At 43.4% G+C, this 14,384-nt stretch carries 12 protein-coding genes and 1 other RNA gene; 3 read left to right on the plus strand and 10 right to left on the minus strand.

The window, feature by feature from the left end; all coding sequences use genetic code 11:
- Positions 1–42: 42 nt before the first annotated feature.
- The 9 genes from VF685_RS03575 to ssrA form a co-directional block, all read right to left on the minus strand.
- Positions 43–273, minus strand: a complete 231-nt coding sequence (locus VF685_RS03575; RefSeq protein WP_005027433.1) for a helix-turn-helix transcriptional regulator — start codon at positions 271–273, stop codon at positions 43–45.
- A 79-nt stretch (positions 274–352) separates the two neighbouring features.
- Positions 353–1,237, minus strand: a complete 885-nt coding sequence (locus VF685_RS03580) for a recombination directionality factor (RefSeq protein ID WP_440203551.1) — start codon at positions 1,235–1,237, stop codon at positions 353–355.
- Positions 1,238–1,432: 195 nt separating this feature from the next.
- A complete protein-coding gene (locus tag VF685_RS03585) occupies positions 1,433–2,491 on the minus strand; it encodes a YqaJ viral recombinase family protein (RefSeq protein ID WP_440203552.1) in 1,059 nt (352 codons plus the stop codon).
- A gap of 174 nt (positions 2,492–2,665) precedes the next feature.
- Positions 2,666–3,697, minus strand: coding sequence for a DUF932 domain-containing protein (locus tag VF685_RS03590; protein WP_163170354.1), 1,032 nt, complete (start codon positions 3,695–3,697; stop codon positions 2,666–2,668).
- Between the two features lie 22 nt (positions 3,698–3,719).
- A complete protein-coding gene (locus VF685_RS03595) occupies positions 3,720–3,998 on the minus strand; it encodes a hypothetical protein (protein ID WP_180048202.1) in 279 nt (92 codons plus the stop codon).
- A 104-nt stretch (positions 3,999–4,102) separates the two neighbouring features.
- On the minus strand, positions 4,103–4,972 hold the full coding sequence (locus tag VF685_RS03600) for a YagK/YfjJ domain-containing protein (protein ID WP_163170356.1): 870 nt from the start codon (positions 4,970–4,972) through the stop codon (positions 4,103–4,105).
- 471 nt (positions 4,973–5,443) lie between these two features.
- Complete coding sequence (locus VF685_RS03605; protein WP_440203553.1) at positions 5,444–7,897, minus strand: hypothetical protein; 2,454 nt, start codon at positions 7,895–7,897, stop codon at positions 5,444–5,446.
- A 253-nt stretch (positions 7,898–8,150) separates the two neighbouring features.
- Complete coding sequence (locus tag VF685_RS03610; RefSeq protein ID WP_163170358.1) at positions 8,151–9,287, minus strand: tyrosine-type recombinase/integrase; 1,137 nt, start codon at positions 9,285–9,287, stop codon at positions 8,151–8,153.
- Positions 9,288–9,471: 184 nt separating this feature from the next.
- Positions 9,472–9,831: a transfer-messenger RNA gene (gene ssrA, locus VF685_RS03615) on the minus strand.
- Positions 9,832–9,963: 132 nt separating this feature from the next.
- Between ssrA and glpK the strand changes: the two genes are divergently transcribed.
- Positions 9,964–11,448, plus strand: coding sequence for a glycerol kinase GlpK (gene glpK / locus VF685_RS03620; RefSeq protein ID WP_127800529.1), 1,485 nt, complete (start codon positions 9,964–9,966; stop codon positions 11,446–11,448).
- 123 nt (positions 11,449–11,571) lie between these two features.
- Here the strand turns inward: glpK and VF685_RS03625 are convergent, their stop codons facing one another.
- Complete coding sequence (locus VF685_RS03625; protein ID WP_034597877.1) at positions 11,572–12,069, minus strand: thioesterase family protein; 498 nt, start codon at positions 12,067–12,069, stop codon at positions 11,572–11,574.
- Positions 12,070–12,177: 108 nt separating this feature from the next.
- On the opposite strand from VF685_RS03625, the gene hemB reads away from it, so the two are divergent.
- A complete protein-coding gene (gene hemB, locus VF685_RS03630; RefSeq protein WP_180192406.1) occupies positions 12,178–13,191 on the plus strand; it encodes a porphobilinogen synthase in 1,014 nt (337 codons plus the stop codon).
- A 16-nt stretch (positions 13,192–13,207) separates the two neighbouring features.
- Positions 13,208–14,332, plus strand: a complete 1,125-nt coding sequence (thiO, locus tag VF685_RS03635; protein ID WP_180192405.1) for a glycine oxidase ThiO — start codon at positions 13,208–13,210, stop codon at positions 14,330–14,332.
- Positions 14,333–14,384 lie beyond the last annotated feature (52 nt).

A 14,384-nucleotide genomic window follows, 5' to 3' on the forward strand; every position in this document is an offset into this window, starting at 1 on the left:
GTCTACAAGAAAACAAAAAAATAAGGGAGCTAAGAGCGTCCCTTACTCTCGATTCGCCAACTTACTTTCAATCCATTGATGGATCTCATAAGCTGACCAGCCGATACGATTTTGAGTAATTTTAACTTTCTTTGGGAATGAAGGATCGTAATAAGGTGAGTTTTCATCCATCATCTCATAGATAGTAGAACGCCCCACTCCAACAAATTCCATGACTTGCTTGATACTGATCAGTTGATTCATTTGAAAAGTTTGACCTACAAATGCATTCATGATGTTTACTCCTATCTCATGATTTCGAGCAACTCGCTCATGAGATACGGCAATCTCGTAAGGTTTTACCTTGTCTGATTTAATTCAAAGCCGTCACAGATCCTTTCAATCCCTGTTGGATATCAAATGCAGTCTGAGTCTCCTCGATCTGCTGGTCTCCGACAGGCTGATAAAACTCCTCAACCACATCCAAACCTTCTTCCATATCGACCTCCATTCTTCCATTCCCAAAACCCTTCCTTGCGGTAAAGTCTAAAGCTTCCTGATAAAACCCTGCCTGCTTACTCTGCTCATCAATTTGCTTCGCCTGAATAATCGCTTCATTCAAGCTAATCCCTTCCCTTAAAGTTAAATCCACGTAATACACCGGCTGACGATAACTCTGTGTCGTACTCTTGCCCCGCAATATCAATTGCAAGGGTAGACATGACAACAAGCCATTTGAGGCCGCATGGTAATAACTGAGCCGTGCAGCCAAAGTTCGAATACTATTAAAGCCTGTAGTTCTAAAGATGAAGGTGCCAAACTCATCCGATTCATCTAAGTTCACATGCAAACGCCCGTAGGGCTTGCAGTTCCCCCCTTGAGCCAATGGACATAAATCAGGGGATGGACAGGGATGTTGCTCCACGCCTTGATTGGTTAAACGTTGGCAGGTTTCCCCATTACCGACACAGACGGGACGACCGGTCTGACGGTCAAATAAGGTGTATTCTGCACGTAGGTTTAAGTCAGGATCATTGAAGATCATGCGAACAGGGATGGAGCGCAACTTTTGATTAGGCGTATTCGCTCGAAGCTGATCATCCAGTGGATGTTTAACCCAGCCTTCTTTGCTTTGAATCTGGGACGTAATGGTGAATTGATCATCTTTTTCAGGCAATCGCTTGCCATTCTTTTCGATCATACGACCGATACTGATCCGTCCCAGGATTGGTGGGGTAATTGCTAAACCTTTAATCATGTTGATATTCCTTAATGTATTACCTTACAAATTTGAGTCTATGTATGTAGGTCGGAACAAGGACCAAATAAGTTACCCAAAGAATGTAGAGCCAGATAAAGTGCTACAGAGATCGCGACCGATTTGCTCTCTACCGAAGGGTAGAGAGCGGGGAGCGATTTTTGTGAATTTTTGATTTGGTGCTGTAGATAGGACTTAGTCGGTATAGATGTTAAATCGACGACTGCCCTGCTTTTCAAGTGGATAAAGCTCGATGAGTTCAGGCTGGTGCTGAAGCAATGCTTTGGTATTGAGGCTGATAGAGTCCTTAGTTTTCTTCCAGACTACTGAGCCATTTGCAAAGACTGCCCTTTCCTTGTCTTGCATCATCATCTGGATTTCATGTTTAAGCTGGTCAAAGCGTTCCTGCTGATGCTGAATCTCTTCCTTCATTTTGATGAGCTGGTCGAAAATCAAATTGGCATTTTCATTTTGCGAGAGATCCTCTACGGTTAAAGGTACATGCGCTGGATAAAGTTGTTGAATCGCTTTAGCTGCGGATTCACTTGCATCGACTGATGGTGGTGTATCCTTTTCCACGCATTCCCAGAAATATCGTTCTGCTTGAACAATATGTTCAATCACGGATTCTGATCGTGTCACTTTGAAGATCTTGGTTTCATGCCCACAGATCAAGACACAAACATGCGCTGCCTGTTTACCAGTCACTGCCAGTTGATGTTGTACCTGACAAAGCACATATAAAGGCACACCATCACGCCACAATTTTGCTCCATGCTCACCTGCTGTTTTACATTCCAGGATCTGAACGTCATCACTGCCGACCACGCTGTAATCCAGATTGGCTAACATAAAGTGTTTATCGGGATCAGGATGCTGAAGTACTGCATTGATCCGTCGCACCTTGTTATGGGTGTGCATGCTATAGAACTCTGCCACCAAAGGTTCCAGCTGCTTACCCCAATACAACGGTGCCACACCTGAACTTTCATCTTCAATAGATTGAGTCTGACGACCTGTTTTGATCAGCCAAAGCTCTAACATGGACATGTAGGGATTTAAGCCACATGCTGTTGCTGCATCACTGCTGCCAATGCCTTGTTTACGAACTTCAAGCCAATCCTGATATTCCATCCCTTTGGTGTTGACCAGTCGCTTGGCTACTGTTGAGCGTTTAGTGGTGATAGTTGGATTGACTACGATCTTTGATCCTACAGTCGTAGGCTGATGGGAAATAGATACAATTTGATTCATGGAATTATCCTTATAAGTTCTGATCTCTGTAAAAGAAATGCATAAAAAAGCCATACCCGACACGAGGTCGGGTATGGCGATTTGCTTGCTGTTTTAATTGAGAGGGTTACATGAGTGCTCTGACTAGCATTTGTTTGGGGTAACTTGATTTCGACATAAGTGAGTCAATTAATTTCAGGCGATCAAAGCAAGTGCTTGCTCCAATCCTCGTTGCTTCACACCTGCACCTGCACCGAACCAGGCTGAATCAAGACGGTGATCTGTACTCATGGCACGTCGTTCATGATCCACAAATTCTGTAATCGAACACAGTAAACCATAAGCCGTATCTTTAGCTGATGACAATTCAGCACCACGACCTTGACCATTGAACATCTCCAAAGCTTTATTCATGGCGCGACCATTCGGTTCAGGCTTTTTCTCCTGAACTTGCTGTGCGACATTACGATAGAACTGAATGATGTTTTCTTCAGGATCAGAAATTGACATGGTGCTGTTATTGAACACGGCATCAAAGTAAGCCTTGGCTTCCTGTTGACTCACCTTACGCTGCGTGAGCTGTTTCATCTCATACATGTGCTCATCCCATGCACGCACTGAAATACCCAATTGCTGTTTCACTTTCTCTGCGTCAAACTTGGTACTATGTGGGACCTTCACCACTCCAGCACTACTGCTCTGCCCACGTAGCGCAATAGCTAAAGTGTTGTTACAGACCACCCGGATACTGGTGAACTGTGCTGTCGTTGCCAAGGTGCCATCACACGCAGTAGCCAGCAGGATATAACCATTACTGACATCCTTAGACTTTAAAGCGGAACTTTGACCTGTACGTGCCAAAGCCCAGAACTTCTTCCCGCCTTTCAAAACCCCTGCGGTTTCTAACTCAAAGCCAGATTGCTCAGTCAGATCCCGGTAGAACTCCAGAATCTCTTTAGGCTGAACTTCCTGATAACGCTGACTGACTACAGATAAAGGTGCATGGGTATCTGAACGATACAAGACACGCTGCTCTTCAAATGGCATGATGATGCTCTGACCACGCTCATTCTGTGCCATATAGCTGACGTTCGAGGATTCAATCCGCCAGTCCATCCCAGCTTGCTGTGCCCAAACTTCGAGTGGTTGATTCGGACTCAGCTGATTACCCAGACCATGCCAAGGGGTTTCGCCAACATAGGCGATTTGTTCGATTTGATGTGCCATCGTTCTTATCTCCTATGATGATTCAACGAAAGTTCTGCTGACAGTGGTTGCAATGGTAATAGGTCATAGTGATCGGCTTTTTAGGCTCATCAAACACGCTGCTAAATAAGCCGCCAATGACTGCACCAGCGATACCACCAATGAATGGGGATACAGGCAATGGCAAACCCTTTGAAATAGATGCACCGATGGTGGCAAACGAAGCAGATGCTGCTATACCTGTAGAATCAGATCCACTCACCTGCTGATTAACCACTTGAATAACCTGATCCGAAAAACAATAAGGACAATTTAAACTCATAATATATACCTCTAGAAATGACAAAGGCTCACCGATTGGCAAGCCTTGCAAAGTTAAAAAACTCGTTTTCATCTAGATAATGTATATCTGAGATTATTTTCAAATCATTGAAATGTCCGCATCTTTGCTTTGCATTTCACACGCAGATGTTGCGCATCTTTTTCAGGCCGTACTAAATAGCGTACAGCATTAATCATCTTTTCCACTTCAGTAGGATTATTTCTGTGAATTCGACCAATACCTAAAATACCCAACTCTGTGTACTCTTGGATCTGTTCAGGATCATGACAGTTAAAAAATGATCCTAACTTGCCTGTGATTTTCTTCCATTCCTTTCCGACTTGATGAGCAATACCCCATCCATCCTGCTTAACGTGCCCATTAAAAAACAGTACCAAATGACAATGATAACCCTTATCTACTCCTTGCTCTAAGGCCCAACCAAAATCTATCAGGTCATTAAATGGCTTTTCCCGCTTGCTCATCTGTGCTCTTAGCTCTTTCATATCCTCATAAAAATCAGCAATATTGATCAAGTGTTGATATTTTTTAATGTATCCCAAATCAATACGAACAACCTCGGTCTTTGAATAACGCTCTACAGCATTCCTAGCTTTCCTTTCTAGTGATCGAATATTCCGTGTCTCATTTTCACGATGACGTCTTAAAGCTCTTCGATGTTCAGATTGATAACTCTTAAAATATCGCTGATACTCAGCAAATGATTTTCTTTTAAGCTCTTCAATGAGTTCATCTAACCTTAGACCCGCAATGTCATTCTCTTCCAACCAATTACACCATGCATTGATATATCCGAAGTAGTCGTAAGACCGTATGTACACTTGATCTAATTCCGTCAGAAGCTCAGCAAATTCTAAATAGAAATCATGCGGTCTACGATGAGCTCTAATCCATAGCTCAGTGACGACTTCAAGTTGGATGGTTAGTTTAGATTCATTAATTGGCTTACTCATGTTCAATACTCAATCTGGAAATAGCTCCATATGAGAGGGTTAAACTGTATGAATATAATTTTTAGGTTGAATCTAGTCAGGTATACAACTCTATGAATAGTCTAATGATTAGTCTCCATATAGATATATTTAGTTGTATTTAATTAGTTGTATTTAATTGTATTTAATAATCTTAATTAACCTGCAAAGATTGAGCTATGGCCTATAGATTTCCCTTCTGATACTCACCTAATTGAGTAGTCTCCAATGATCAAATTTGCTAAATCTATTAATTATTAATCCATTACTGATATCTTTGGATAAAAAAAAGTTATGCGGTAAGTAGTTAGGAAGACAAACGCAGAAATTTAACTGAATAGTACTTCGCAGATATGTTCCTAATTCGTATATAGATTTTCTCATCAGATGGTGAAGCAATGACTTTTTTGTCTAAAAGCAGGCGTGATATCAGGTATTTATCAGACTAACTTACTATAGAGGTAGTAGTAACCGTGCTAGTCTTTCTCCCCTACTCTCTTGAATATCAGCCCGCATATTCGCCCCCTCTTGAGATGAATTTTCATTGATTTCATTTACGCTTTTTTCATTTTCAGGCGTACTCACTTCATCTTGTGGAGTATTCTTTTCATCTGTTTTTTTAGGTATAGCTTCTTTAATTCTACCCCTCAAAAATAGCTCTGGTCTTTTTTGATTGCGATGGCTTGTGCTTTTATATTTATGGAAATATTCATACGTAGTATAGAAGTTCACTAGATCATTTCTCACCTGGGAAATAAGCCGTTTATCTTCTTTATTCACAACTAAATAGTCCGATTCACCTTCTTTAAACCATAATGTAGGGATTATGTTCAAGTCCGGCAAATTTCTATCAATTATCTTTTTGGCATTGTACCTCTTAGTAAATTCACCCCAATAATCCTTAAATTTTAATTTTACCTCATCAGGAACAACGTCCGAACGAAGGTAACAAATAGCTGTACAGTCAATAGAATAGCTGCCATGTTTAAAAACAAAATATCCGATATAAGCGTCTAAATATGCCCCTATACTCTTTGGTGCACGTTTCGCTTTCTTAAAAAATTGAGTAACAATTGTCTTCAAGGTATTGATATCTAATCGACTCTGGCTATTATCAATTTTAAAGCGTAATAAAATCGTGTTCTCTTTAAAACTTGTCTCTAAATAACACTGTGCTGATCTCGTGTTTTTTTGCACTAGCATTTCCATATAAGCTAATCTGCTTCGGGGAATTGAGATATGGCGCTGTTTGATTAGCTTTAGCTCTGGCGCTATTAGATTTGTTACTTCCGCCAGATTTATATCGTGTAAGTCATACGTTAATGATGAATTATTTAAACTTAACGGAAGCGAAAAAGTATTGTAGAGAGTCCAATTAGATGCCCATATAGAAAAATTAATATCAATTTCGTTATCCAATAAGGCTAAATACATCCTAGCTGCACAGGGCCATTTAGAGGGATCTTGGTTGATCGATAGAGAAGTTGATAAACTGTCAATATATGTATGCTCCAAATAGGCCAGGAACAAATTAACCCTTTGCAATAGTTTTATTTGCTGTGCATCCAACTCATCAAAATATTTCAGCATCTCATAAAATTTGTGTATAGACTTCGCATATTCTGGAGCACGTTTAACTAAACTGGCATCATCCCAGATTGAATTAAAATCATATGGTTTTTTCTCTAGATCATCCTTTTCTTGTCTTTTTGACTTTCTCTTATCATTTCGATCTTTTAAACGACAATCAGCTTTTCTTGTAATTAGACTTATAGGCGTATCAACTAATTCACTCTCGAACGTGTAATTATCAGGACTAATAATCTTTTCCATTCCATAAAACAATCCCACAAACCACTTCAACATAAGAGCTAATTTTTTTCGATTAGGGAGTTTGAATTCTTTTATTTCTTTTACACCTAAGTGATCAAGAATTTGATCAATAGCAATAATTTCCGACCGAACAAAAGCAGCAATCTTACTACCATAAAAAAATTTATCTAACTCACGATGTAATGATTCCTTGATTTGATTGGTATCTATTTGATGTGTCGAACTGTCTAGAATAAATCCAAACATTAATCGAACTTCACCATTAAGCTCTATCTCACCTTTTTTAAGGATAGATAACCAAGGTAAATGGGTTCCTAGCTCAAGATAATTTAACTCATTTACTAACAAGTGTGTTTTTCTTTCGACCGAAGTTGTAGCTAATCTATGATCTACTTGACTAGTTTGAGTTAGATTTTTAATCTCGTTATCAGAGAAATCTTGTACCTGAAATTTTACCAGCACAAGCGCTTGTCTAATCTTCTTAGCGCCATGTAGCACATCCAAAATTTCACGCGCAATCTCATCGCCTTTATCTTGATCGAAATTAAATTTGTAGTTTTTTTGCTTTTTTAAATACTGCTTATATTGATCAATCGTTTCAAAGGCGTCCTCATGAGGAAAGTCTTCAACTTTCCACTTGTCAGATTGAATCTCACTTCTGAAGATACATGATCCTTCTTTATCTAAAAAATTAATGAAAGCATAAATTTTTTCTGGCAACTTGTAGTATGGAGTTGCTAATTTCATAAGTGCAACATCTACTACTAGACCATTATAAAAATCAACTATCTGCTTTTTTCTCAACTCATTTTTTGAAAGGCAGGCATCTTCCCAATCTACTTTTTGATAACCAATAAATTTTTCAACTAACTCTAAACGCTCATACAGTCTTTCTAAAGTTTCGATAGTTTCCCGAAATATGCCTTTATGAATTTTCCTATTTTGAGTAATTGAATGCCGATAGCTATCCGTATAGTAACGTTTCAAAAATCCAAAAATTTCTTTATCACTCAGTTTTTCTAGTTGCCCAATTTCAGGAAGCTCCCTAAAAAATTGAAAGTCTGATTCACTCATGATTAGAATCTTCTAGTATTTTTAGATAATAGTTAAAAATTAACACTTCTAACCCTTATTTTTCAAGCTTTCTTTCTCCAATCTAAATAAAGTAAAAACTGTTATACCCTATTCACCTACTTTTAAACCCTATATTTTAAAAATTAAACCCCTATTTAGAAACTATTAAGACGTTTTATGTACTTAGGTTTCAGCTATAACGATGAAAAAAAACCACGCTTTTTAGCGTGGTTTTTGTGTTTTTTTTAGTCATTTAATTCAGCCAATCCTTCACTTCCCCCTCATACCACTCCATCAATCTCACCCGCTCATCCCAATATTGCGCTCGGTTATATGCAGAGCGAATACGGTTCTGTGGTACATGAGCTAACTGACGTTCGATTGCATCTGGATTGAATAAATTAGATTCATTTACAACTGTACTGAATAGAGATCTAAAACCATGTGTGGTCATCCGACCGGCATAGCCCGAACGTTTGATCACAGCCAAAATAGACTCGCTACGCATCGGTTCTCTATTGTTTAAACGATGTGGAAATAGCAGTTCCTGATTATGAGTAAGCCTCAAAGCCTTTAACTCAGTAATCATCATGTCCGTCAACGGTACACGATGTGGAAGTCGGTTCTTCATTCGCTCTTCAGGAATATCCCACTTACGCCCCTCCAAATCAAACTCTTCCCAACGTGCTTGCAGTAACTCACTGACCCGAACGCCTGTCAGCATAATCAGGACAATGGCATGGTGTGTTTGAGCATCGGCAGGATAAGCCTTAATACGTCTAAGAAATTCAGGCATCTCAGAGGCAGAAAGCGAAGCCAGGTTTTTAATTCTTTTATTCTTGAGGGCATAGACTAAATCACTTGCCGGATTATCATAGCGGTATCCATGGGCAATGGCATACTTCATGACCATACCACAGCGAGACAAGGTACGTTTTGCAATTTCAAGCGAACCTCTTGCCTCAATCTTCTTAATGATTTGCAGAATCTCAGGAGCCTGAATCTGGTTAATACGCTTATTAGCAAGAGCAATATAAAGCTCATCCAATGAAGCTCTAACATTACTAATATGCTTAGATGACCAGGTTTCTTTTTGATTATTAAACCAATCCTCTGCGACCTCCTTAAAGCAAGGCTGCTCTTCTTCGACCTCAACTGTATTCTTAAGTTTATACCTCAGATCAAGCGCTATCTCTCTTGCACGCTTTAAACTCAGCTCAGGATATACACCTAATGCTTTGGACTTCCTTTGTCCATTCTCCGTATATCGGATAGACCAATATTTTTTGCCATTCGGATCGATTCGTAAAGACAGACCGTTACTATCAGAAAGGCGGTACTGTTTTTCCTTCGGTAATGCTTTTTTACACAGCACATCAGTAAGCGACATATCTTTGTCCCACATAATTAAACTTATTTAGTGGGTCAAATTGTCCCAATTTTGACCCCCAGAAAGCAAAAATAGGGTCAAACAGCTTAGGACGGGGTCGGACAATATAGCCAATAAAAAAAGCCTTTAAACATTGAGTTTAAAGGCTTTTTTAGATTCCGATGGATTACTTCGGAAAGAATTTTGGTGGAGGTGGCGGGAGTTGAACCCGCGTCCGCCAACACTACGCTCGAGAATACTACATGCTTAGATATCGTCTATTGTTTTAACACTTTAAGACCCGACGAACAGGGTTCAAAGTGCGATCCTCTAAATTTGGTATAAAGCCCCGAGGCTTGGCTCTATACGGACTTGTGTGCGTTCGCTTCGGTCGGGTTCACTGACCACAAGTATTCAGTGAAGCGGACAAGCGGCCCTTAGGCAGCTAGAGCGTAAGTTTCGTCGTTTGCGACTATTTAAATGCAAATTTGATTTACGAGAGAAAATGCGCTCTCGGCATGCATCTATGAGTTTCATCATCAGCGTCGAAGCCAATAACACCCCCAGACTACAGCACCATCATAGCATAAAAGTTGAAAATTACGAGATCATTTCACAACTATTCACCGCAAGATCTGCGCTTAATAACATAATTGCGCTAATATTTTAAATTTCAAGTCAGATAACAGTATAAATTATGACTTATTTACTCGCCCTGGATCAGGGCACGACCTCAAGTCGCGCGATTATTTTTAATGAACATGGACAGGTTCAGGCTAGCGCGCAACGCGAAACCCAAATCAACACCCCGCAATCCGGCTGGGTGGAACAGGATGCCCAGGAAATCTGGAGCAGCCAGATGGCTGTGGTGCAACAGGCGCTGGCGTCCGCACGGATTCTGGCCAAAGATATTCATGCCATTGGCCTCACTAACCAGCGGGAAACCACCATCGTCTGGGACAAACGCAATGGCCAGCCCTTGGCGCCGGCCATCATCTGGCAAGACCGGCGCGCAGCCGACTGGTGTAATCAGCTGCTGCAACAGGGACTGCAACAAAAAATACAGCAGACCACCGGATTATTAATTGACCCTTATTTTAGTGCCGGCAAACTGGTCTGGTTGCTTAAGCATATTCCCGGTCTGGCCGAACTGGCAGCGCAAGGTCATGTTGCCTTTGGTACCGTCGATAGCTGGCTAATCTGGAACCTGACCCAAGGCGCCGAGCATGTAATTGAAGTCAGCAATGCCTCACGCACCATGCTCATGAATTTACAGACCCAAAGCTGGGATGAAGAGCTGCTGCAACTTTTTCAGATTCCCGCTTCGGTCTTACCAAAAATCATCAGTTCCGACCATTATGTGGCCGATACCGCTGCCGGCTTACTCGGCGCCCGACTTCCAATCAGCGGCATTCTGGGCGATCAGCAATCTGCCCTGTTCGGCCAGTCCTGCTTTGAGCCGGGCATGGCCAAAAACACCTATGGCACCGGCTGCTTTATGCTGTTTAATACCGGTTCGACACTGCAATACAGCCAGAATAAACTGCTCAGCACCTTGGCCTGGCAATGCCAGAACCAGACCCATTATGCGCTTGAAGGCAGTGTGTTTATGGCTGGTGCGATTGTGCAATGGCTACGCGATGGTTTGGGCATCATTCAACAGAGTGCCGAGGTCGAACAGCTGGCCAGTCAGGTCCGCGATACCGATGGCGTGGTGCTGGTACCGGCTTTTACCGGTCTAGGTGCGCCGCATTGGGACAGTGATGCACGTGCCCTGCTCTGCGGTATGTCGCGTGGCACTCACAAAGCCCATATCGCCCGGGCAGCGCTTGAAGCAATTGCCTTTCAGGTGGCCGATGTTCTCAGCGCGATGCAGTCAGATATTCAGCAACCGCTCAAAGAATTACGGGTCGATGGCGGCGCCAGCTGTAATGATATGCTAATGCAGTTTCAGGCCGATCTGCTCAATGTGCCAGTGTTAAGGCCGCAAATGCGAGAATCCACCGCCTGGGGCGCAGCGGCAATGGCCGGGCTTAAATCCGGGGTGTTTAACAGCCTGAATGATATTGCTGATAACTGGCAGCTGGAACGCGCGTTTGAACCCGGCATGGGAGAAGATCAGCGTCAGGCACATTTGCAAAAATGGCAACAGGCGCTAAAACGTGCCCGTTCCGATCTTTAAACGGCACACGCCCTGCGAAATCGCTCAAGCTTGATTTTTACGCTATTCACCGCGACTGATCCAAATAAAAAAAACAGGCCCGATTGAGCCTGTTTTTTTTATCTGCCAATCAATCCATTTGGATTAATAGGCATAAGACGCAATTGCGGTGGCAATGGCTTTATGTTCATCATTGACCAGAGTCATGCGCATGGTACAGCCTTTACGGCCCAAACGCAGGGTTTCAGCACGGGCCGTAAAATATTTGCCTCGCCCCGGCGCCAGATAATCCACCCGCATATCCACCGTGGCCAATCGGGTCACTTTCTTGATGGTATCAGGCAACTGCTCCGGCTCGGTGCGCTTATACAGCTCGCCCATCGCCACAATCCCGCCCACACTGTCCAGAATTGTCGCAGCAACCCCGCCATGTAAAATCTGGAAAGCCACATTGCCAATCAGCTGCGGCTGCATCTCGATATAGGCTTCAATCTGCTGATCCACCACGCGCATCTGCATACCGTTATGCTTGAAAAATGGTGAACTGTTAAAGGCCTGACACAATTGCTGTAAGACGACATCAATATCTACTTTCGAACCCAAATGAATGCCTCCGGTCCACTTTTTTGCCATATCGCTCATAAATTGGCCAATTACCTTAAATTGAGAAAAAACGCATGTATTTTGCCCCACAATCCTGTTTATGGGTCTACAATATTGCCTAGTTTAATACTGATCAGTGAGATTGTTATGACTTATACGTTCAATCGTCCCGCATTTCCTGCCACTCGTATGCGTCGTATCCGTAAAAATGACCAGCTACGTGCCATGGTGCGAGAAACCCAGCTCACGGTTGATCATCTCATTTATCCAGTATTTGTTTTACCCGGTCAGAACCAGACCCAAGATATTCCGAGCATGCCTAATATTCAGCGCCTGTCGGCTGATCTGCTGCTGAAAAAAGCCGAACACCTGCTGGAACTGGGTGTGTCTAAACTGGCGCTTTTCCCGGTCACCCCACAAGAAGATAAAAGCCTGACCGCCGAAGCTGCCTGGCGTGAAGATGGCCTGGTACAAAGCACGGTCCGTTTACTGAAAAAAGAACTCCCGGAGATGGTGCTGATTACCGATGGCGCCCTCGATCCATACACCACCCATGGTCAAGACGGCATTATTGATGACAGCGGTTATGTGCTAAATGATGAAACCGTAGCAGCCTTAATCAAGCAATGCTTAAGCCATGCCGAAGCCGGTGCCGATGTGGTGGCACCAAGTGACATGATGGATGGCCGTATTGGTGCTATCCGTCAGGCACTGGAAGCACAAGGTCATATCTATACCAACATCATGGCTTACTCGGCCAAATATGCTTCCAGCTTTTATGGCCCGTTCCGGGATGCCGTCGGCTCGGCCAGCAATTTAAAAGGCGGCAATAAATACAATTACCAGATGGATATTGGCAACCGTGCAGAAGCGCTGCATGAAATCGCGCTGGATATTCAGGAAGGCGCCGACATGGTGATTGTCAAACCGGGTATGCCGTATCTGGATATTGTCCGTGAAGTCAAAGATACCTTCGCTGTGCCGACTTTTGTCTATCAGGTCAGTGGCGAATACGCGATGCTGGCTGCTGCCATTCAAAATGGCTGGTTATCCGACAGCGTGATCATTGAATCGCTGATGAGCTGCCGCCGTGCCGGTGCCGATGGCATTTGGACCTACTTTGCAGAAGAAGCCGCACTCAACCTCAAAGACATGAAATAAGGATATTGCCACTGCAATGAAGCACATTGCCATGATTGGCGCCGGCATTAGTGGACTGATGTCGGCGCTGGAGCTATTGGAACAGGGCTGCTCGGTCAGTATTTTTGATCAGCAGCAATCCGGTCAGGCAGCCTCCTGGGCCGGTGGTGGTATTCTCTCTCCAATGTATCCGTGGCGTTATCCGGCTGCGGTAAATGTGCTGGCGCAATCGGCCAAAACTGAATATCTGCGCTGGAATGCTAAACTTCAGCCTGACACCGGTATTGATTTTCAGATCCATGAAACCGGTATGCTGATTTTTGATGAAAGCGATTTTGACATCGGTCTGAATTTCGCCGAGCTGTTTCAGCAACCGATGCAGCAGGCAGAGCATCTGCACAGTACCGAACTGCATCAGCTGAATCCGCATATTTCCGCACAGTTCCAGCAGGCCATCTATTTCCCGCAGCTGGCCAATGTGCGTAATCCGCGTTTATTACAGTCAATTCTGTGCTATTTAAAGCAGCATCCACGGGTGCAGCTGTTTGAACACTGCCCGATTGAACGCCTAGAGCTGCACGGTCAGCAGGTATGCGCTATTGTCGATCAGGCCGGACAGCGTTATCAGGCCGATGACTATGTCTTGACCACCGGGGCCTGGTCAGCGCGCTGGGCCGAGCAGCTTGATGTACAGATTCCGGTACGTCCGGTGCATGGACAGATGGTGCTATTCAAAACTCCAGAAAACTGGCTGCCCACCATGTGCATGAATCAAGTCATGTATCTGATTCCGCGTCAGGACGGCCATATTGTCTGTGGTTCCAGTATGGCAGAACAGGGCTTTGATACCCGTTTGAATGCCGATACCACGGCCCATATTCTGGAGGCCAGTTATGCCATGGTGCCGGCCTTAAAAGACCTGCCTATTATCAAGCAATGGGCCGGTTTACGCCCGGGCTCACCAGACGGCGGTATTCCCTATATTGGCTTAATGCCGGAGTTTGACAATCTGTGGGCCAATTTTGGCCATTTCCGTAATGGTCTATGTATGGCACCAGCCTCTGCGCGTTTGCTGCGTCAACTGCTATTGGGCCAGACTCCGGATGTATCTCCTGAGGCTTATAGTCCGGCCCGTTTACAGCATGCTGCACTGGCCAGTTAAGATTGGAACAATTCCCCTACCCGAGATGAGGCGAAGGGAAAATACGTCAGAT

This window comes from Acinetobacter sp. Brlt_5 (genome assembly GCF_051949055.1).
Classification (GTDB): Bacteria; Pseudomonadota; Gammaproteobacteria; order Pseudomonadales; family Moraxellaceae; genus Acinetobacter; species Acinetobacter indicus.